The sequence below is a fragment of the Pseudomonas sp. IT-P44 genome, from assembly GCF_949768225.1.
Taxonomy (GTDB): domain Bacteria; phylum Pseudomonadota; class Gammaproteobacteria; order Pseudomonadales; family Pseudomonadaceae; genus Aquipseudomonas; species Aquipseudomonas migulae.
In genome coordinates this window covers 1-21,437 of the sequence record NZ_CATKQM010000031.1, presented here as the reverse complement: position 1 = coordinate 21,437, position 21,437 = coordinate 1, and the positions used below count along the sequence as shown (strand labels likewise).

The window sequence follows — 21,437 nt, the reverse complement described above, 5'->3', positions numbered from 1 at the left end:
CCTTACTCAGCACTGCTGCTGAAATCGAGATCTTGGCCTGGCTGAAGGGAGATAACTGCCTTCTTCCAGTCATTACGCTTGCCCAGACCGCGAGCAGTGCGCTTGCTCTTACCCAGAACATTCAGGGTAGTAACACGCTCTACTTTCACGCTGAACAGGCTTTCGACGGCCTTCTTGATTTCCAGCTTGGTTGCGTCAGTGGCAACCTTGAAAACGAACTGGCCTTTCTTGTCTGCCAGAACCGTAGCCTTCTCGGAAACGTGCGGGCCAAGCAGAACTTTAAATACGCGTTCCTGGTTCATCCCAGCAGCTCCTCGAATTTCTTCACGGCCGACACGGTGATCAACACCTTGTCGTATGCGATCAGACTAACTGGATCGGAACCTTGCACATCACGTACATCTACGTGCGGCAGGTTGCGAGCAGCCAGGTACAGGTTCTGATCAACAGCGTCCGACACGATCAGAACGTCGGTCAGGCTCATGTTGTTCAGTTTGCCCAGCAGGTCTTTGGTTTTCGGCGTTTCAACGGCGAAATCCTGAACCACGACCAGACGATCAGTACGCACCAGCTCAGCAAGGATGGAACGCATTGCTGCGCGATACATCTTCTTGTTCAGCTTCTGGGAGTGATCCTGAGGACGAGCTGCGAAAGTGGTACCGCCGCCACGCCAGATTGGGCTACGGATAGTACCGGCACGAGCACGGCCGGTACCTTTCTGACGCCATGGGCGCTTACCGCCACCACGAACGTCGGAACGGGTCTTTTGCTGCTTGCTACCTTGACGGCCGCCGGCCATGTAGGCCACGACTGCTTGGTGAACCAGCGTCTCGTTGAATTCGCCGCCAAATGTCAGTTCGGAAACTTCGATCGCTTGAGCGTCATTTACATTTAATTGCATGTCAGCTTCCCCTTAACCGCGAGCCTTGGCTGCTGGACGTACAACCAAGTTGCCGCCAGTAGCGCCAGGAACAGCGCCCTTGACCAACAACAGATTGCGTTCAGCGTCCACGCGCACTACTTCGAGGGACTGCACGGTCACGCGCTCAGCGCCCATATGACCGGACATTTTTTTGCCCTTGAATACACGACCAGGAGTCTGGCACTGGCCGATAGAGCCTGGAACGCGGTGGGACACGGAGTTACCGTGGGTATTATCTTGCCCGCGGAAGTTCCAACGCTTGATCGTACCCTGGAAGCCTTTACCTTTGGACTGACCGGTTACATCAACCAGTTGACCAGCGGCGAAGATTTCAGCGTTGATCAGATCGCCGGCCTGGTACTCGCCTTCTTCAAGACGGAATTCCATTACGGTACGACCAGCGGCAACGTTCGCTTTAGCGAAGTGGCCAGCCTGAGCAGCTGTAACACGCGAAGCACGACGCTCGCCTACAGTGACTTGCACTGCACGATAGCCATCGGTCTCTTCAGTTTTGAACTGGGTGACGCGATTCGGCTCGATCTCAATGACCGTGACCGGAATGGAGACACCTTCTTCGGTGAAAATACGGGTCATACCGCATTTACGACCGACTACACCAATAGTCATGTTGTAAACCTCATGAGTGTACGGGGCTTTCACCCGCTATGGCCGCCCATTTCAGAGCGTTACACGACTAAGACCGAGTCTTAGCCGAGGCTGATCTGCACTTCCACACCGGCCGCAAGATCAAGCTTCATAAGAGCATCAACGGTTTTATCCGTTGGCTGGACGATGTCCAGAACGCGCTTATGAGTACGGATCTCGTACTGGTCACGCGCGTCTTTGTTGACGTGCGGGGAGACCAGAACGGTGAACCGCTCTTTACGGGTAGGCAGTGGAATTGGACCACGCACTTGAGCACCAGTACGTTTCGCGGTTTCCACGATTTCCTGGGTGGATTGGTCGATCAGGCGATGGTCAAAAGCCTTCAACCTGATACGGATTTGCTGATTTTGCATTGGATTTCAGACTCCGGCTGCTATTCCCACCGGGCGCAATACGCCCGTTAAAAGGAGGCGCAATTCTATAGACGCCCCAGATAGGTGTCAACCCAATAAAAAAGCCCCCGCTAAGCGGGGGCTTTTTCAACTCATCAAAGCTTACTCAAAAAGAGCTTACTCGATGATTTTGGCTACGACGCCAGCGCCGACGGTACGACCGCCTTCACGGATAGCGAAACGCAGACCGTCTTCCATTGCGATGGTTTTGATCAGGGTAACAGTCATCTGAATGTTGTCACCTGGCATTACCATTTCAACGCCTTCTGGCAGCTCGCAGTTACCAGTCACGTCAGTAGTACGGAAGTAGAACTGTGGACGGTAGCCTTTGAAGAACGGAGTATGACGACCGCCTTCTTCCTTGCTCAGAACGTAAACTTCTGCGGTGAACTTGGTGTGCGGCTTAACCGAACCTGGCTTAACCAGAACCTGGCCACGCTCAACGTCGTCACGCTTGGTACCACGCAGCAGAACGCCGCAGTTCTCGCCAGCACGACCTTCGTCGAGCAGTTTGCGGAACATTTCAACACCGGTGCAGGTGGTGACGGTGGTGTCACGCAGACCAACGATTTCCAGTGGATCCTGAACGCGAACGATACCGCGCTCGATACGGCCAGTCACAACAGTACCACGACCCGAGATCGAGAATACGTCTTCGATTGGCATCAGGAACGGCTTGTCGGTCAGACGAACTGGCTCTGGGATGTAGCTATCCAGAGTTTCAACCAGCTTACGAACGGCAGTGGTGCCCATTTCGTTTTCGTCGTTGCCTTCCAGAGCCATACGAGCAGAACCGATGATGATCGGAGTGTCGTCACCTGGGAAGTCGTAAGTGCTGAGCAGGTCGCGAACTTCCATCTCAACCAGTTCCAGCAGCTCTGCGTCGTCTACCAGGTCAGCCTTGTTCAGGAAAACCACGATGTACGGAACGCCTACCTGACGGGACAGCAGGATGTGCTCACGGGTTTGCGGCATCGGACCATCAGCGGCCGAGCAAACCAGGATAGCGCCGTCCATCTGAGCAGCACCGGTGATCATGTTCTTCACATAGTCAGCGTGACCTGGGCAGTCAACGTGAGCGTAGTGACGGATCAGCGAGTTGTATTCAACGTGCGCGGTGTTGATGGTGATACCACGAGCTTTCTCTTCTGGTGCGCTGTCGATCTTGTCGAAGTCAACACGAGCCGAACCGAAAACTTCGGAGCAGACGCGAGTCAGAGCAGCAGTCAGAGTGGTTTTACCGTGGTCAACGTGACCGATGGTGCCAACGTTGACGTGCGGAAGGGAACGATCAAATTTTTCTTTAGCCACGACAATTAACTCCTAGCCTAAAGGACTGAATCAGCCTTGTTTTTTGGTTACAGTTTCGACGATGTGCGACGGAGCTGTATTGTATTTTTTGAATTCCATAGAGTAGCTTGCGCGACCTTGGGACATGGAACGAACGTCGGTCGCATAACCGAACATCTCGCCCAACGGAACCTCGGCACGAATTACTTTACCGGAAACCGTATCTTCCATACCCAGGATCATGCCGCGACGACGGTTAAGGTCGCCCATCACGTCACCCATATAGTCTTCAGGTGTAACAACCTCTACAGCCATGATCGGCTCGAGCAACTCACCACCGCCCTTCTGGGCCAGTTGCTTGGTCGCCATGGAAGCAGCCACCTTAAACGCCATCTCGTTCGAGTCGACGTCATGGTAGGAACCATCAAACACGGTAGCCTTCAGGCCGATCAGCGGATAGCCGGCAACAACGCCGTTCTTCATCTGCTCTTCGATACCCTTCTGGATAGCCGGGATGTATTCCTTAGGAACCACACCACCCACTACTTCGTTCAGGAATTGCAGACCTTCCTGACCTTCGTCAGCAGGAGCAAAGCGAATCCAGCAATGACCGAACTGGCCACGACCGCCGGACTGACGAACGAACTTGCCTTCGATTTCGCAGCTCTTCGTGATGCGCTCACGGTACGAAACTTGAGGCTTACCGATGTTGGCTTCGACGTTGAACTCACGGCGCATCCGGTCAACCAGGATGTCCAGGTGCAACTCGCCCATGCCGGAGATGATCGTTTGACCAGTCTCTTCATCAGTCTTGACGCGGAAAGACGGGTCTTCCTGAGCAAGTTTGCCCAGAGCGATACCCATTTTTTCCTGGTCATCCTTGGTCTTAGGCTCTACGGCAACCGAAATAACCGGCTCCGGGAAGTCCATGCGAACCAGGATGATTGGCTTGTCAGCGTTGCACAAAGTCTCACCAGTGGTGACGTCCTTCATGCCGATCAAGGCCGCGATGTCACCAGCGCGAACTTCCTTGATCTCTTCGCGGGCGTTTGCGTGCATTTGCACCATACGACCCACACGCTCTTTCTTGCCTTTAACCGAGTTGATCACGCCGTCGCCGGAGGCCAACACGCCCGAGTAAACTCGAACAAAGGTCAAAGTACCCACGAATGGGTCGGTAGCGATCTTGAACGCCAGAGCCGAGAACGGCTCGCTGTCGTCTGCGTGACGCTCCATTTCCTTGGTCTCGTCATCCGGGTCAGTACCCTTGATGGCAGGAATGTCGGTAGGAGCAGGCAGGTAGTCGATAACGGCGTCGAGAACCAGGGGAACGCCCTTGTTCTTGAAGGAAGAACCGCAAACAGCCAGAACGATCTCGCCAGCAATAGTACGCTGACGCAGAGCGGCCTTGATTTCCGCGTTGGTGAGTTCTTCACCTTCGAGGTACTTGTTCATCAGCTCTTCGCTGGCTTCTGCCGCAGCTTCAATCATGTTGCTGCGCCACTCGTCAGCCAATTCCTGCAATTCAGCAGGGATAGGCTCGCGACGTGGAGTCATGCCTTTGTCAGCGTCATTCCAGTAAACAGCTTCCATGGACATCAGATCGATCTGACCCTGGAAGTTGTCTTCGGAACCGATAGCCAACTGGATTGGCACCGGAGTGTGACCCAGACGCTGCTTGATCTGACCGATCACGCGCAGGAAGTTTGCACCAGCACGGTCCATCTTGTTTACGTAAACAAGACGTGGAACGCCGTACTTGTTGGCCTGACGCCATACGGTTTCCGACTGAGGCTCAACACCCGAGGTACCGCAGAACACAACGACCGCGCCGTCGAGAACACGCAGGGAACGTTCAACTTCAATAGTGAAGTCAACGTGACCCGGGGTGTCGATGACGTTGAAGCGATACTGATCTTTGTGCTGCTTCTCGGAACCCTGCCAGAAGGCGGTAATAGCAGCAGAAGTAATGGTAATACCACGCTCCTGCTCCTGCACCATCCAGTCTGTGGTCGCGGCGCCGTCATGCACCTCGCCCATTTTGTGACTTTTGCCAGTGTAAAAAAGGACGCGCTCGGTGGTGGTGGTTTTACCAGCATCCACGTGAGCAACGATACCAATGTTACGGTAGCGATTAATCGGTGTAGTACGAGCCATAAAGCCCTCGCAAAATTAGTGACGCTAAAATTAGAAGCGGTAGTGCGAGAAAGCCTTGTTGGCTTCAGCCATACGGTGCACGTCTTCACGCTTCTTAACTGCAGCACCTTTGCCTTCAGCAGCGTCCAACAGTTCGCCAGCCAAACGCAGAGCCATAGACTTCTCGCCGCGCTTACGGGCGAAGTCTACCAACCAGCGCATTGCCAGAGCGTTACGACGGGACGGACGAACTTCAACCGGAACCTGGTAAGTAGCACCGCCTACACGGCGCGACTTTACTTCGACCAGCGGAGCGATGGCGTCGAGAGCTTTCTCGAAGATTTCCAGGGGGTCGCTGTTCTTGCGTTCTTTAACCTTCTCCAGCGCGCCATAAACGATACGCTCGGCAACGGCTTTCTTGCCGCTTTCCATCACGTGGTTCATGAACTTGGCCAGGATTTGGCTTCCGTATTTTGGATCGTCAAGCACTTCGCGCTTGGCTGCTACGCGTCTTCTTGGCATGGATAAGCCCTCAAACGGTCTTCAGGTTCGCTCGGAATCGGTGCCCTTTCGGGACGCCTCCGACCTTACTCTTATCGACTCAGAAAAATAGATGATTCAGTTTTTACAAAAAGCCACTACTACTTAGGCTTCTTGGTACCGTACTTCGAACGACCTTGGTTACGACCTTTAACGCCGGAAGTATCCAAAGAGCCGCGAACGGTGTGGTAACGAACACCTGGCAAGTCTTTTACACGACCGCCGCGGATCAGTACCACGCTGTGCTCTTGCAGGTTGTGGCCTTCACCGCCGATGTACGAGGAAACCTCGAAACCGTTGGTCAGACGCACACGGCATACTTTACGCAGTGCCGAGTTAGGTTTTTTCGGCGTGGTGGTATACACACGGGTGCATACGCCACGACGTTGCGGGCAGTTCTGCAGCGCAGGCACGTCGGATTTCTCGACGATACGCTTACGCGGCTGACGTACCAGCTGGTTGATAGTTGCCATCTACTAGCTCCACTGTTGTCTTGCGACGCTATTGTCTTGCAAGAAAAGCAAAATGGCAGGAACGAATTCCCGCCAAATTTAGGGGTACAAGAGTCTAAAGAGGATCTTGTCCCCAGTCAAGACAAGGCCCCGACCTTCCCGCTTATCCAACCTCGACAAAATGTCTTGATTCGATGAACGGAACGATCAGGGCCTTGGCTCATTTATCGCAGAACTCAGTTACCGCTCGAGTTCAGCGCTTCGGTCAGTGCAGCTTCCACTTCACTGGCGCTTACGCGCAACGGTTTGTCAGCATCACGACGGCGTTTACGCTCGCTGTGATAAGCCAGACCGGTACCAGCCGGGATCAGACGACCCACGACCACGTTTTCTTTCAGGCCGCGCAGGTAATCGCGCTTGCCGGTTACCGCCGCTTCGGTCAGTACGCGAGTGGTTTCCTGGAAGGAAGCCGCCGAGATGAACGATTCGGTGGACAACGACGCCTTGGTGATACCCAGCAGCACGCGAGTGAACTTGGAAACGAATTTCTCGTCGTTCGCCAGGCGCTCGTTTTCTACCAGTACGTGAGTCAATTCCATCTGGTCGCCCTTGATGAAACTGGAATCGCCGGATTCAGCGATTTCAACTTTACGCAGCATCTGACGCAGGATGGTCTCGATGTGCTTGTCGTTGATCTTCACGCCTTGCAGACGGTAAACGTCCTGGATCTCGTTCACGATGTACTTGGCCAGCGCACTTACACCCAGCAGACGCAGGATGTCGTGTGGATCGCTCGGGCCGTCGGAGATAACTTCGCCGCGGTTTACCTGTTCGCCTTCGAAGACGTTCAGGTGACGCCACTTCGGAATCAGCTCTTCGTACGGATCGCTACCGTCGTTCGGAGTGATGACCAGACGGCGCTTGCCTTTGGTCTCTTTACCGAACGCGATGGTGCCGCTGACTTCAGCCAGAATCGAGGCTTCTTTCGGACGACGGGCTTCGAACAAGTCGGCAACACGCGGCAGACCACCGGTGATGTCACGGGTCTTCGAAGTCTCTTGCGGAATACGAGCGATAACATCACCGATCGCGATTTTCGCACCGTCCGCAACACCGACCAGGGCGTTGGCTGGCAGGAAGTACTGAGCGATAACGTCAGTGCCTGGCAGCAACAGATCCTTGCCGTTGTCATCAACCATCTTCACAGCAGGACGGATATCTTTACCGGCAGCTGGACGGTCTTTGGCGTCGAGGACTTCAATGTTGGTCATACCGGTCAATTCGTCAGTCTGACGCTTGATCGTGATGCCTTCTTCCATGCCCACGTAGGTCACGGTACCTTTCATTTCGGTAACGATTGGGTGAGTGTGCGGATCCCACTTGGCCACGATTGCGCCAGCGTCGACCTTGTCACCTTCTTTAACCGAAATCACAGCACCGTACGGCAGCTTGTAACGCTCGCGCTCACGACCGAAGTCATCAGCGATTGCCAGCTCACCGGAACGGGACACAGCAACCAGGCAACCATCCACTCGCTCAACGTGCTTCAGGTTGTGCAGACGGACGGTACCGCCATTCTTCACCTGAACGCTGTCAGCTGCGGAGGTCCGGCTTGCCGCACCACCGATGTGGAACGTACGCATGGTCAGCTGGGTACCCGGCTCACCGATGGACTGGGCAGCGATAACGCCGACCGCTTCACCGATGTTCACCTGGTGACCACGAGCCAAGTCACGGCCGTAGCACTTGGCGCAAATGCCGTAGCGGGTTTCGCAGCTGATCGGCGAACGCACGATCACTTCGTCGATGCTGTTCAGCTCGATGAACTCGACCCACTTCTCGTCTACCAGAGTGCCGGCAGGAACGATAACTTCCTCGGTACCTGGCTTGAATACGTCACGAGCAATGACACGACCCAATACGCGCTCACCCAACGGCTCAACAACGTCACCGCCTTCAATGTGCGGAGTCATTACCAGGCCATGTTCGGTGCCGCAATCGATCTCGGTCACAACCAGATCCTGCGCCACGTCTACCAGACGACGAGTCAGGTAACCGGAGTTCGCAGTTTTCAACGCGGTATCCGCCAAACCTTTACGAGCACCGTGAGTCGAGATGAAGTACTGAAGTACGCTCAAACCTTCACGGAAGTTCGCAGTAATCGGCGTTTCGATGATGGAGCCGTCCGGCTTGGCCATCAGGCCACGCATACCGGCGAGCTGACGGATCTGCGCAGCAGAACCCCGTGCGCCCGAGTCGGCCATCATGTACATCGAGTTGAAGGACTCTTGGTCGACTTCGACGCCATGACGGTCGATGACTTTCTCTTTCGAGAGGTTGGCCATCATCGCCTTGGAAACTTCGTCGTTCGCCTTGGACCAAAGGTCGATTACTTTGTTGTACTTCTCGCCCTGGGTTACCAGGCCGGAGGCGTACTGACTTTCGATCTCTTTCACTTCGTCGGTAGCAGCACCGATGATGCGGGCTTTTTCATCCGGGATAACGAAGTCGTTAACACCGATGGAAACGCCGGAAATAGTCGAATAGGCAAAACCGGTGTACATCAACTGGTCAGCGAAGATCACGGTCTCTTTCAAACCAACCACGCGGTAGCACTGGTTGATCAGCTTGGAGATCGCCTTTTTCTTCATCGGCAGGTTGACGACGTCGTACGACAGACCTTTTGGTACAACCTGGAACAACAGCGCACGGCCGACAGTGGTGTCGACGATACGAGTGTTGGTCACGCTGCCGCCATCACGGTCGTTGACGGTTTCGTTGATCCGCACTTTGACTTTTGCGTGCAGTGCGGCTTCGCCGGCACGGAACACACGGTCAACTTCTTGCAGATCCGCGAACACACGACCTTCGCCCTTGGCGTTGATCGCTTCACGAGTCATGTAGTACAGACCCAATACAACGTCCTGCGACGGAACGATGATTGGCTCACCGTTGGCTGGCGACAGAATGTTGTTGGTCGACATCATCAACGCACGCGCTTCCAACTGGGCTTCCAGTGTCAGCGGTACGTGCACGGCCATTTGGTCGCCGTCGAAGTCGGCGTTGTACGCAGCACAGACCAGAGGGTGCAGCTGGATAGCCTTACCTTCGATCAGTACTGGTTCAAACGCCTGGATACCCAGACGGTGAAGGGTCGGTGCACGGTTGAGAAGCACTGGGTGTTCGCGGATAACTTCAGCGAGAACGTCCCAAACTTCCGGCAGCTCGCGCTCGACCATCTTCTTCGCAGCTTTGATGGTGGTAGCGAGACCACGCATTTCCAGCTTGCCGAAAATGAACGGCTTGAACAGCTCGAGAGCCATTTTCTTCGGCAGACCGCACTGGTGCAGACGCAGGGTCGGACCTACGGTAATTACCGAACGACCGGAGTAGTCAACACGCTTACCGAGCAAGTTCTGACGGAAACGACCTTGCTTACCCTTGATCATGTCAGCCAGGGATTTCAGAGGACGCTTGTTGGAACCGGTGATAGCGCGGCCACGACGACCGTTGTCGAGCAGTGCATCGACGGCTTCCTGCAACATACGCTTTTCGTTGCGCACGATGATGTCCGGAGCGGACAGATCGAGCAGACGCTTCAAGCGGTTGTTACGGTTGATCACTCGACGATACAGATCGTTGAGGTCGGAAGTCGCGAAGCGACCGCCATCCAGCGGGACCAGTGGACGCAGATCTGGCGGCAGAACCGGCAGAACGGTCAGCACCATCCATTCTGGAAGGTTGCCGGAACCCTGGAAGGCTTCCATCAACTTCAGACGCTTGGACAGCTTCTTGATTTTGGTTTCGGAGTTGGTTTGCGGAATTTCTTCACGCAGACGGCCAATCTCGTGTTCCAGGTCGATAGCGTGCAGCAGTTCGCGGACAGCTTCGGCACCCATGCGGGCATCGAAATCGTCCCCGAACTCTTCCAGCGCTTCGAAGTACTGCTCATCGTTCAGCAGCTGACCTTTTTCAAGGGTGGTCATGCCTGGATCGATAACGACATAGCTCTCGAAATAGAGAACGCGTTCGATATCACGCAGGGTCATGTCCATCAGCAAGCCGATACGCGACGGCAGCGATTTCAGGAACCAGATGTGGGCAACTGGCGAGGCCAGTTCGATGTGCGCCATGCGCTCACGACGAACTTTAGCCAGCGCGACTTCAACGCCGCACTTCTCGCAGATCACACCACGGTGCTTCAAGCGCTTGTACTTACCGCACAGGCACTCGTAATCCTTTACCGGGCCAAAGATCTTGGCGCAGAACAGGCCGTCACGCTCAGGTTTGAACGTACGGTAGTTGATGGTTTCCGGCTTTTTAACTTCACCGAACGACCACGAACGGATCATCTCAGGCGATGCCAATCCAATACGGATGGCGTCGAACTCTTCGACTTGACCCTGGTTTTTCAGCAAATTCAGTAGGTCTTTCAAGGCCTTTCCTCCTGGCGGAGCAGAGAGCGGGCAATCCTGCCCCGCTCTCGATTCGCGTCACGTGTTATTCGGTTTCCAGATCGATATCGATGCCGAGGGAACGAATTTCCTTGATCAACACGTTGAAGGACTCGGGCATGCCCGGCTCCATACGGTGATCGCCATCCACGATGTTTTTGTACATCTTGGTACGGCCGTTCACATCGTCCGACTTCACTGTGAGCATTTCTTGCAGAGTGTAAGCGGCACCGTATGCTTCCAGTGCCCAGACCTCCATCTCCCCGAAACGCTGACCACCGAACTGTGCCTTACCACCCAGCGGCTGCTGGGTAACCAGGCTGTACGAACCGGTAGAACGAGCGTGCATCTTGTCGTCTACCAAGTGGTTCAGCTTCAGCATGTACATGTAGCCAACAGTAACCGGGCGCTCGAACTTGTTGCCGGTACGGCCGTCGGTCAGCTGCATCTGGCCGCTTTCTGGCAGGTCTGCCAGTTTCAGCATGGCCTTGATTTCGCTTTCCTTGGCGCCGTCGAACACTGGAGTGGCCATTGGAACGCCGCCACGCAGGTTCTTCGCCAGATCCAGGATTTCCTGATCAGAGAAGCTATCCAGATCTTCGTTACGACCGCCGATCTCGTTGTAGATCTCGTGCAGGAACTTGCGAAGCTCGGCGACTTTGCGCTGCTCTTCGATCATCCGGTTGATCTTCTCGCCCAGACCTTTGGCCGCGAGGCCCAGGTGGGTTTCAAGGATCTGACCAACGTTCATACGCGAAGGTACGCCCAACGGGTTGAGGACGACGTCGACCGGGGTGCCATTGGCATCGTGCGGCATGTCTTCAACCGGCATGATCACGGAGACCACACCTTTGTTACCGTGACGACCGGCCATCTTGTCGCCCGGCTGGATGCGGCGACGGATTGCCAGGTAAACCTTGACGATTTTCAGCACGCCTGGAGCCAGGTCATCGCCCTGCTGCAGTTTGCGCTTCTTGTCTTCGAACTTGTCGTCCAGCAGACGGCGGCGATCAACGATGTAGGCCTGAGCCTTCTCGAGCTGCTCGTTCAGAGCATCTTCAGCCATGCGCAGTTTGAACCACTGACCATGCTCAAGACCGTCGAGAACTTCGTCGGTGATGTCCTGACCTTTCTTCAGACCGGCGCCGCCTTCGGCTTTATGGCCGACCAGAGCGGAACGCAGACGTTCGAAAGTGGCGCCTTCAACGATACGGAACTCTTCGTTCAGATCCTTGCGGATCTCGTCGAGCTGAGTCTTCTCGATCGACAGTGCACGAGCATCACGCTCAACGCCGTCGCGGGTGAAGACCTGTACGTCGATGACAGTACCCTTGGTACCGGTAGGTACACGCAGGGAGGTGTCTTTAACGTCGCTGGCTTTTTCACCGAAGATGGCACGCAGCAGCTTCTCTTCCGGAGTCAGTTGAGTCTCGCCTTTCGGAGTGACCTTACCGACCAGAATGTCGCCTGCGCCAACTTCAGCACCTACGTAAACGATACCGGCTTCGTCCAGTTTGTTCAGTGCAGCTTCACCCACGTTAGGGATGTCTGCAGTGATTTCCTCAGGCCCAAGCTTGGTGTCACGTGCCACACAGGTCAGTTCCTGAATGTGGATCGTGGTGAAGCGATCTTCCTGAACAACACGCTCGGACAGGCAGATGGAGTCTTCGAAGTTGAAGCCGTTCCATGCCATGAACGCGATGCGCATGTTCTGACCCAGAGCCAGCTCACCCATGTCGGTGGACGGACCGTCGGCCATGATGTCGCTGCGCTGGACCCGATCACCTTTACGCACCAGCGGACGCTGGTTGATGCAGGTGTTCTGGTTAGAGCGGGTGTATTTGGTCAGGTTGTAGATGTCGACACCAGCTTCGCCGGTTTCAACTTCGTCATCAGCAACACGAACCACGATACGGCTGGCGTCCACGGAATCGATAACGCCGCCACGACGAGCCACGACGCAAACGCCGGAGTCACGAGCTACGTTACGCTCCATGCCGGTACCGACCAGCGGCTTGTCAGCGCGCAGGGTTGGTACAGCTTGACGCTGCATGTTCGAACCCATCAACGCACGGTTGGCGTCGTCGTGCTCGAGGAACGGGATCAGCGACGCTGCAACCGAAACTACCTGCTTCGGCGATACGTCCATCAAGGTGACGTCTTCCGGCGCCTTGACGGTGAACTCGTTCAAGTGACGAACAGCTACCAGCTCGTCGATCAGGACTTTCTTGTCGTTCATCGTGGCCGAAGCCTGAGCGATCACGTGATCAGCTTCTTCGATGGCGGACAGGAACACGATCTCGTCGGTGACCAGAGCGTCTTTCACCACACGGTACGGGCTCTCGAGGAAGCCGTACTGGTTGGTGCGCGCATAGGCGGCCAGGGAGTTGATCAGACCGATGTTCGGACCTTCCGGCGTTTCGATCGGGCATACACGACCGTAGTGAGTCGGGTGTACGTCACGAACTTCAAAGCCGGCACGCTCACGAGTCAAACCGCCAGGGCCGAGTGCTGACACACGACGCTTGTGGGTGATCTCGGACAGCGGGTTGTTCTGGTCCATGAACTGGGACAGCTGGCTGGAACCGAAGAACTCTTTCACCGCCGCAGCCACTGGCTTGGCGTTGATCAGGTCTTGCGGCATCAGGCCTTCGCTTTCAGCCATCGACAGACGCTCTTTGACCGCACGCTCAACACGTACCAGGCCAACGCGGAACTGGTTCTCGGCCATTTCGCCTACGCAGCGAACACGACGGTTACCCAGGTGGTCGATGTCATCGACGATGCCTTTACCGTTACGGATGTCGACCAGAGTCTTCAGCACCGCGACGATGTCTTCTTTGCACAACACGCCCGAACCTTCGATCTCGGTACGACCGATACGACGGTTGAACTTCATCCGGCCGACCGCAGACAGGTCATAGCGCTCAGGGCTGAAGAACAGGTTGTTGAACAGAGTTTCGGCAGCGTCTTTGGTTGGCGGCTCGCCTGGACGCATCATGCGATAGATTTCGACCAGAGCTTCCAATTGGTTGCTGGTGGAGTCGATCTTCAGGGTGTCGGAGACGAACGGACCGCAGTCGATATCGTTGGTGTACAGAGTTTCGATGCGGACAACCTGAGCCTTGGCGATTTTCGCCAGGATTTCGGTGTTCAGCTCGGTGTTGCACTCTGCCAGGATTTCGCCGGTTGCCGGATGCACGATGACCTTGGCGGTAGTGCGACCCAGGACGTAGTCCAGAGGCACTTGCAGCTCTTTGATCCCGGCTTTTTCCAGCTGGTTGATGTGGCGAGCGGTGATACGACGACCTTGCTCGACAATAACCTTGCCTTTGTCATCCAGGATATCCAGGACAGCAATTTCACCACGCAGGCGCTGAGGCACCAGTTCCAGGCTGAGGTTTTCACCTTGCACGTGGAAGACGTTGGTGGTGTAGAACGCGTCGAGCACTTCTTCAGTGGTATAGCCGAGCGCGCGCAGCAGTACCGATGCAGGCAGCTTGCGACGACGGTCGATACGCACGAACACGCAGTCTTTCGGATCGAACTCGAAGTCCAACCACGAACCGCGGTAAGGAATGATGCGCGCGGAGTACAGCAGTTTGCCGGAGCTGTGCGTCTTGCCACGGTCGTGGTCGAAGAACACGCCCGGGGAACGGTGCAGCTGGGAAACGATTACACGCTCGGTACCGTTGATTACGAAGGTACCGTTCTCAGTCATCAGGGGGATTTCACCCATGTAGACTTCTTGCTCTTTGATGTCCTTGATCGCTTTGTTCGACGATTCTTTGTCGAAAATGATCAGGCGCACTTTTACCCGCAAAGGTACGGCGTAAGTTACACCGCGCAATACGCATTCTTTGACATCAAATGCCGGTTCGCCCAGGCGATAACCGACGTACTCCAGCGCAGCATTGCCGGAGTAGCTGATGATCGGGAAAACGGATTTGAAGGCCGCATGCAGGCCCACGTCGCGGAACTGATCTTTAGTCGCTCCCGCTTGCAAGAATTCACGATACGAATCCAGCTGGATGGCCAGGAGGTACGGCACATCCATGACGTCCGGCAACTTGCTAAAGTCCTTGCGGATACGTTTTTTCTCAGTATATGAGTAAGCCATCAGCGTTCCCCAGCTTGGTCACCTGCTTGTTTGGCCCCTCCCGACGGGAGCAGCCAGAAAATCGTGCAAACCCCATGGTTTGCGCCACCGCATCGGGTGGTTACAACTCGTTATCAGCACCGACCCAGTCGGCTGCCAATAACGGAAAAAGGCCGGTGGCAAGAGCCACCAGCCATCAGCCTTTCGCTTAACGCTCGGGCTGGAGGAGCAAAGTCGATGCTTACTTCAGCTCGACTTTAGCGCCTGCTTCTTCCAGTACTGCTTTGGCTTTGTCAGCTGCGTCTTTGGCAACAGCTTCCAGAACCATGGCAGGAGCGCCGTCAACTACAGCCTTGGCTTCTTTCAGGCCCAGACCGGTCAGTTCACGTACAGCCTTGATCACGTTAACTTTCTTCTCGCCAGCTTCGGTCAGCATGACGTTGAATTCAGTTTGCTCTTCAACAACAGCGGCAGCAGCAGCTGGACCAGCCGATGCAGCAGCAGCGGTAACACCGAATTTTTCTTCGAAAGCTTTGATCAGCTCAACAACTTCCATTACGGACATGTTGCCAACTGCTTCAAGGATATCGTTCTGAGAGATAGACATGAATCTAATTCCTGATATTGGGGACGGCCTACGCGACCATCGAAAAAAACAAAAAACGCGAGAAGCTGACGAGCCTTAGGCTGCAGCGGCTTCTTTCTGGTCGCGAATTGCCGCCAGAGTACGAGCCAATTTGCTGGTAGCGCCTTGAATCACGCTCATCAGCTGAGAAATTGCTTCGTCACGGGTCGGCAGAGTTGCCAGTACGTCGATTTGGTTAGCTGCGAGGAACTTGCCCTCGAACGCAGCTGCCTTGATCTCGAACTTGTCCTGACCCTTTGCGAACTCTTTGAAGATCCGGGCAGCAGCGCCTGGATGTTCTTTGGAGAAGGCAATCAGGGTAGGGCCAGTGAACGTGTCGTTGAGAACACTGAATTCAGTGTCAGCAACGGCGCGCTTGAGCAGGGTGTTACGTACAACACGTACGTAAACGCCAGCTTCACGAGCCTCTTTACGGAGTCCGGTCATTGCGCCTACTGTTACGCCACGGGCATCAGCCACGACAGCGGACAGAGCGACTTTGGCAGCCTCGTTGACTTCAGCGACGATGGCCTTCTTGTCTTCGAGTTTAATTGCCACGGGTTTAACTCCTGCTTGTTACCGTTTCATCTGGTCGAAACCGGATGTCGTTTTGGTGTCTGATTCGGTAAGGAACCGGGAGCACCATCTGCGTAGGCTTGTGGTTTAAGACTTGCGTCGCCTACGGTCTTGGATAGCCCCCGCCAGGCAGGGACCCCAATCTTTCAATTGGCGTAATCGCTTACGCCAACTTTTGTCTTACGCGTCGAGCGAGCTTTGGTCGATGACCAGACCTGGGCCCATAGTGGTGCTCAGGGTAACGCGCTTGACGTAAATGCCTTTCGAGGAAGCTGGCTTGATACGCTTCAGATCAGCGATCAGGGCTTCAACGTTTTCCTTCAGCTTGACGGCGTCGAAGCCGATCTTGCCAACGGAAGTGTGGATGATGCCGTTTTTGTCGGTGCGATAACGAACCTGACCAGCCTTGGCGTTTTTAACCGCGGTAGCTACGTCTGGAGTTACGGTGCCGACTTTAGGGTTAGGCATCAGGCCACGTGGACCGAGGATCTGACCCAACTGGCCTACAACGCGCATTGCATCCGGGGATGCGATAACTACGTCATAGTTCAGGTCGCCGCCTTTCATTTCGGCAGCCAGGTCGTCCATACCTACACGGTCAGCGCCGGCAGCCAGAGCGGCCTCAGCAGCTGGACCCTGGGTGAACACAGCAACGCGAACAGTCTTGCCAGTACCGTGCGGCAGCACAGTAGCGCTACGAACGACCTGGTCGGATTTACGCGGGTCAACACCCAGGTTCACAGCAACGTCGAACGACTCGCTGAACTTGACAGTCGACAGCTCAGCCAGCAGAGCAGCAGCGTCTACAAAGTTGTAGGACTTGCCTGCTTCGATTTTGCCGGCGATAGCCTTTTGACGCTTGGTCAACTTAGCCATTACACACCCTCCACGTTAAGGCCCATGCTACGAGCAGAACCGGCGATGGTACGCACGGCTGCTTCCATATCAGCTGCAGTCAGATCCGCGTTTTTAACTTTCGCGATTTCTTCCAGCTGAGCACGAGTCACAGTGCCAACCTTAACGGTGTTCGGACGAGCGGAACCGCTAGTCAGACCAGCCGCCTTCTTCAGCAGAACCGAAGCAGGGGTGGATTTGGTTTCGAAAGTGAAGCTACGGTCGCTGTAGACAGTGATGATCACTGGAGTCGGCAGACCTGGCTCAATACCCTGAGTACGGGCGTTGAAAGCCTTGCAGAATTCCATGATGTTCACGCCGTGCTGACCCAGAGCAGGACCAACAGGTGGGCTTGGGTTAGCCTGAGCGGCCTTCACTTGCAGCTTGATGTAAGCGGTAATCTTCTTGGCCATGAGGCACTCCAATTACGGGTTCGAACGCCTCGAAAGGCTCCCCGGTTACTTGCGCGTTTATCCCAGTGACGACAAAACCCCACAGCCTAGGGCTGCGGGGTTGGGATGCTTGCTCAGCTAGACTTTTTCGACCTGGCTGAACTCTAGCTCTACCGGAGTAGAGCGACCGAAAATGAGCACTGCCACTTGGATCCGGCTCTTTTCGTAGTTAACTTCTTCAACCGTGCCGGTAAAGTCGGCAAACGGCCCGTCGTTGACACGTACCGACTCACCAGGCTCGAACAACGTCTTCGGCTTAGGCTTATCGCTACCATCAGCGACACGACGCAGAATCGCTTCTGCCTCTTTGTCTGTGATTGGTGCAGGCTTATCAGCGGTACCGCCGATAAAACCCATCACCCGAGGAGTATCCTTGACCAAGTGCCAAGTACCCTCGTTCATGTCCATCTGAACCAGCACATAACCTGGGAAGAACTTACGCTCGCTTTTGCGCTTCTGGCCATTACGCATTTCAACCACTTCTTCAGTGGGAACCAGAATTTCGCCAAAGCCATCTTCCATGCCAGCCAGCTTTACGCGCTCTACTAACGAGCGCATGACATGCTTCTCGTAACCGGAGTAAGCATGCACAACGTACCAACGCTTAGCCACGGGACACCCTTAGCCGACAATCAAGGAAACAAGCCAGCCGAGCAGGGAATCAAGACCCCACAACAGCAACGCCATAACCAACACAACAGCGACAACGATCAACGTGGTCTGCGTGGTTTCTTGGCGAGTTGGCCATACGACTTTACGAATCTCGGTGCGAGCTTCCTTAACCAGTACAAAGAAAGACTTGCCCTTGACTGTTTGCAGACCCACGAAGGCAGCCACAGCAGCGATGACAAGCAATGCAAGTACGCGGTACAGGATCGGCGAAGCAGAGTAATACTGATTACCAACAACGCCAACAACCACCAAAGCGACTACTACTAGCCACTTGAGCAGATCGAAGCGAGAGCCTTGAGCTTCAGCTTTAGGAGTCATCTATGAAGATCCTGTGAAAAGAAAGCCAGACACACCAGGTGAATCTGGCAGGTCAGGAGGGAATCGAACCCCCAACCTACGGTTTTGGAGACCGTCGCTCTGCCAATTGAGCTACTGACCTAAAACAAAATCAGGCCGACCATTATGCCGACCCGAAAAAGACATTACAACACCTTACTCGACAGCCTCAACCCTAAGGCCAAAGCCACCCGCGCAACCAGCCAACAAAAAACAACAAGGCCTGATCGCAACCCTTAAAACAAAGGCAGATATTTTCATATCTGCCTTGTTATATGGAGCTCTTGAGCGGATTTGAACCGCTGACCTCACCCTTACCAAGGGTGTGCTCTACCAACTGAGCTACAAGAGCGTAACACTTTGCAGGACCTGCAAACTTGGAGCGGGTAGCGGGAATCGAACCCGCATCATCAGCTTGGAAGGCTGAGGTTCTACCACTAAACTATACCCGCGAGGCTTGCAGCTCTCGCTAAAAATGGTGGAGGGGGAAGGATTCGAACCTTCGAAGTCGTAGACGTCAGATTTACAGTCTGATCCCTTTGGCCGCTCGGGAACCCCTCCTAAGCGAGCCGGCATTCTATATCATGCCAGCCTTCTGTCAAGCATTTTCTCATTAAAAACCTGAGGTTAGCTGCGTTGACATCGCTTCGTTGTGTTTGCCGTTAAAGGCGTTCACTGCGAAGCGGGCGCCATTCTATTCAAACTATTCAGCGGGTGCAACCCCCTCGCACGGCATTATTTTATGTTTTAACTCATTGAATTCTCTAGAAAGGTTTTGCAGCTGAACCTCACCCAGCCAACGCCGGCTTTCAGGGGCGATCCGAACCCAATAACCCGCGAATTCAAGATGATCCTTTGGCAGGAGCTGATACTTGATTTCCATGCCATTCAAGCGCCGTTCAACTGCCTGAACCGCTTCTTGACGAACAAAACCACCCAAGTACAAACAACTATTGTCCGGCAGAGCAGCCTTCCCCTTATCAAGGACCGGATCAGCCGCCTCGCTCAACAAGCGAATATCCTGCTGCCCTCCCCTATACAAACTGAGAGGAGTGACATCCTTCGCGCGCAGAGGAGCCTCTTGTTGGTGCCAGATGTAATAGAACACATTCAGAACAAGCAGCAGCAGAAACAACCAACGCATAAGAACCTCAGGACAAAGGACATGCCATAGCCAAACCCACAAATACCAGGTCCGGAACCACTCTAGCCTCTGGCACAATCTCAGAAACCAACCCGGCATCCCCACCGGTCAGAAACACGGAGAAATCCGCCCCCCAGTAGCTACGCGCAAGCTCCAGCTGGGTCAGAACAAAGCCTCTAAGCATCAACGAGCACCCCCGCTCAACCGCTTCGACGGTTGTGCGACCTGGAACGAGACTCTCCATGGCGCGCTCAGCTGCCAGATCCCCATAACGAATTTTACGGGTATGGGTGCGCAATTGATTTCGCATCAATGGCATTCCCGGACAAATAAACCCCCCGAGATGCTCTCCATCACCGGCAACGAAATCCGCAGTGACAGCAGTACCAAAATCAAGCACCAGGCATGCACCCGACGCTAATTGGAACCCCCCAAGCATCGCCAGCCAGCGGTCGAGCCCCAGGCGTTCGAACTCTTCATAGCCATTACGAACCCCCGACATTTCGCGAGCGGGCGCAGCGCAAACTACTGACACTCCAAAAGTGTCGGTCAGCAGAGTAATCAATGCACCGGTCTCTTCTGCCGTTCGGACACTGACCAATCGGCAAAACTTGAGGGCGAGCCCCTTGAGCGCGCTCAAACTCTCCAGCAATGCAAGATTGGAGTCGACGACGCCCTCGCCAACCGTCTGGCGAGCATCAGCTTCAAGCACTCGCCACTTGATAAAACTGTTTCCGCAGTCGAGCTCAAGAATCATCACGCAACCTCAAGCTGAGCTCACCACCACTAAAGACTTTTTCCACACCGCCCACCTTCAAGCGCAGAGCACCCTGACTATCAATACCCAGTACCTCGCCATCTATATGGTTAACTCCGGCGATCAACGACACCGCCCGACCCTGCCACAGATGATTCTGCTCCCACTCAGCCTGGATAGCGGAAAATCCGCCGACTTGATGTCGACTCAAATAAACCTGGAGCATCTGCCCCAACTGCGCGACCAAGTGATTGCGATCGAATGTCCGCCCCGACTCGAGCCGCAAGGACGTCCACTGCTGATCAACCTCGTCGGTCATCTGCATGTTCACATTGATCCCGACACCCAGAACCACATGACACACATCAGCAGGATCGCCTACCAACTCAAGCAGTATCCCCGCGAGCTTTTTTTGACCAACAAGAACATCGTTGGGCCATTTCAAACCTGCATCTGATACGCCCAGCGCTCGCAAGGTTTGCAGGACAGCAAGTCCTACAACAAGGCTCAAGCCTTCCAACTGGCGCATGCCACCCTCAATACGCAGCACCAGACTGTAATAGATATTTTCCGCGAAAGGACTCGCCCACTTACGCCCGCGGCGCCCACGGCCAGACGTCTGCCGCTCGGCAAGCACAAGAAATGGCGCTACCTGACCACGCTCTATTGCACGCAGCGCCTCGGCGTTAGTGGAGTCAATTGAATCGAAAACCAGAATGGGCCAATCACAAGAAGGCGCCTGCTCTGCTATTGCGACAGAGTCGAGCAGTGTCAACGGCGAGGCCAATTGATAACCACGCCCCCGCACCTTGTGGATGGACAAGCCAAGCTCAGCCTCGAGAAGCTGAAGCTGCTTCCACACAGCACTGCGACTGACACCTAAAGCGGTGCCCAGGGCCTGGCCTGAATGGAATCGGCCATCCTTAAGAAGCTTTAACAACGTCAGCATGCAAGTCCCGCCTCACAATGAGGCCCGCATGATAGCCATGCCTTGAGCCGTTGCATAGAAACCGTACTGGGCAGATTTTCC

General features: G+C 54.9%; 19 protein-coding genes and 4 tRNA genes. All 23 read right to left on the bottom strand.

Annotated elements, in window-relative coordinates; genetic code table 11:
* Positions 1–2 precede the first annotated feature (2 nt).
* Positions 3–302 (bottom strand): 50S ribosomal protein L23, encoded by a 300-nt coding sequence (gene rplW, locus ACM6IO_RS17255; RefSeq protein ID WP_002555488.1) that lies wholly within the window; start codon positions 300–302, stop codon positions 3–5.
* Complete coding sequence (gene rplD, locus ACM6IO_RS17250; RefSeq protein ID WP_003228735.1) at positions 299–901, bottom strand: 50S ribosomal protein L4; 603 nt, start codon at positions 899–901, stop codon at positions 299–301. Before rplD ends, rplW begins: the two co-directional genes overlap by 4 nt.
* Before the next feature lie 12 nt (positions 902–913).
* The gene (gene rplC / locus ACM6IO_RS17245; RefSeq protein WP_003186059.1) at positions 914–1,549 is read right to left on the bottom strand and encodes a 50S ribosomal protein L3; all 636 of its coding nucleotides are present in this window, start codon (positions 1,547–1,549) and stop codon (positions 914–916) included.
* Positions 1,550–1,629: 80 nt separating this feature from the next.
* Complete coding sequence (gene rpsJ / locus ACM6IO_RS17240; protein WP_003186070.1) at positions 1,630–1,941, bottom strand: 30S ribosomal protein S10; 312 nt, start codon at positions 1,939–1,941, stop codon at positions 1,630–1,632.
* A gap of 156 nt (positions 1,942–2,097) precedes the next feature.
* Positions 2,098–3,291, bottom strand: a complete 1,194-nt coding sequence (gene tuf / locus ACM6IO_RS17235; RefSeq protein WP_008030895.1) for an elongation factor Tu — start codon at positions 3,289–3,291, stop codon at positions 2,098–2,100.
* 30 nt (positions 3,292–3,321) lie between these two features.
* On the bottom strand, positions 3,322–5,427 hold the full coding sequence (gene fusA / locus ACM6IO_RS17230) for an elongation factor G (protein ID WP_008030893.1): 2,106 nt from the start codon (positions 5,425–5,427) through the stop codon (positions 3,322–3,324).
* 30 nt (positions 5,428–5,457) lie between these two features.
* Entirely contained in the window at positions 5,458–5,928 is a 471-nt protein-coding gene (gene rpsG / locus ACM6IO_RS17225) for a 30S ribosomal protein S7 (protein WP_002555493.1), read from the bottom strand.
* Positions 5,929–6,047: 119 nt separating this feature from the next.
* Entirely contained in the window at positions 6,048–6,419 is a 372-nt protein-coding gene (gene rpsL, locus ACM6IO_RS17220; RefSeq protein WP_002555494.1) for a 30S ribosomal protein S12, read from the bottom strand.
* Positions 6,420–6,634: 215 nt separating this feature from the next.
* The gene (gene rpoC, locus ACM6IO_RS17215) at positions 6,635–10,834 is read right to left on the bottom strand and encodes a DNA-directed RNA polymerase subunit beta' (RefSeq protein ID WP_008030891.1); all 4,200 of its coding nucleotides are present in this window, start codon (positions 10,832–10,834) and stop codon (positions 6,635–6,637) included.
* Positions 10,835–10,898: 64 nt separating this feature from the next.
* Positions 10,899–14,972: a DNA-directed RNA polymerase subunit beta gene (gene rpoB, locus ACM6IO_RS17210; protein WP_008030889.1), complete on the bottom strand. Its 4,074-nt coding sequence runs from the start codon at positions 14,970–14,972 to the stop codon at positions 10,899–10,901.
* A 220-nt stretch (positions 14,973–15,192) separates the two neighbouring features.
* Entirely contained in the window at positions 15,193–15,558 is a 366-nt protein-coding gene (rplL, locus tag ACM6IO_RS17205; protein ID WP_008030886.1) for a 50S ribosomal protein L7/L12, read from the bottom strand.
* Between the two features lie 75 nt (positions 15,559–15,633).
* Positions 15,634–16,134, bottom strand: coding sequence for a 50S ribosomal protein L10 (gene rplJ / locus ACM6IO_RS17200; RefSeq protein ID WP_110755008.1), 501 nt, complete (start codon positions 16,132–16,134; stop codon positions 15,634–15,636).
* Positions 16,135–16,332: 198 nt separating this feature from the next.
* Entirely contained in the window at positions 16,333–17,028 is a 696-nt protein-coding gene (gene rplA, locus ACM6IO_RS17195; protein ID WP_008041297.1) for a 50S ribosomal protein L1, read from the bottom strand.
* Positions 17,028–17,459 (bottom strand): 50S ribosomal protein L11, encoded by a 432-nt coding sequence (rplK, locus tag ACM6IO_RS17190; protein WP_008030880.1) that lies wholly within the window; start codon positions 17,457–17,459, stop codon positions 17,028–17,030. The genes rplA and rplK overlap by 1 nt, the downstream gene beginning before the upstream one ends.
* A gap of 117 nt (positions 17,460–17,576) precedes the next feature.
* Positions 17,577–18,110 carry a transcription termination/antitermination protein NusG gene (nusG, locus tag ACM6IO_RS17185; RefSeq protein ID WP_007896622.1) on the bottom strand — a complete coding sequence of 178 codons (534 nt, stop codon included), beginning with the start codon at positions 18,108–18,110 and terminating at the stop codon, positions 17,577–17,579.
* Between the two features lie 9 nt (positions 18,111–18,119).
* Positions 18,120–18,488 (bottom strand): preprotein translocase subunit SecE, encoded by a 369-nt coding sequence (secE, locus tag ACM6IO_RS17180; RefSeq protein WP_007896620.1) that lies wholly within the window; start codon positions 18,486–18,488, stop codon positions 18,120–18,122.
* Between the two features lie 45 nt (positions 18,489–18,533).
* Positions 18,534–18,609, bottom strand: a tRNA-Trp gene (locus tag ACM6IO_RS17175).
* A 173-nt stretch (positions 18,610–18,782) separates the two neighbouring features.
* Positions 18,783–18,858 (bottom strand) — tRNA-Thr (locus ACM6IO_RS17170).
* 26 nt (positions 18,859–18,884) lie between these two features.
* A tRNA-Gly gene (locus tag ACM6IO_RS17165) sits at positions 18,885–18,958 on the bottom strand.
* A gap of 24 nt (positions 18,959–18,982) precedes the next feature.
* A tRNA-Tyr gene (locus ACM6IO_RS17160) sits at positions 18,983–19,067 on the bottom strand.
* Between the two features lie 142 nt (positions 19,068–19,209).
* Entirely contained in the window at positions 19,210–19,650 is a 441-nt protein-coding gene (locus tag ACM6IO_RS17155) for a hypothetical protein (protein ID WP_008041291.1), read from the bottom strand.
* Positions 19,651–19,657: 7 nt separating this feature from the next.
* The gene (locus ACM6IO_RS17150) at positions 19,658–20,407 is read right to left on the bottom strand and encodes a pantothenate kinase (RefSeq protein WP_008030876.1); all 750 of its coding nucleotides are present in this window, start codon (positions 20,405–20,407) and stop codon (positions 19,658–19,660) included.
* Positions 20,397–21,356: a bifunctional biotin--[acetyl-CoA-carboxylase] ligase/biotin operon repressor BirA gene (birA, locus tag ACM6IO_RS17145; protein ID WP_008030874.1), complete on the bottom strand. Its 960-nt coding sequence runs from the start codon at positions 21,354–21,356 to the stop codon at positions 20,397–20,399. Before birA ends, ACM6IO_RS17150 begins: the two co-directional genes overlap by 11 nt.
* Between the last annotated feature and the right edge of the window lie 81 nt (positions 21,357–21,437).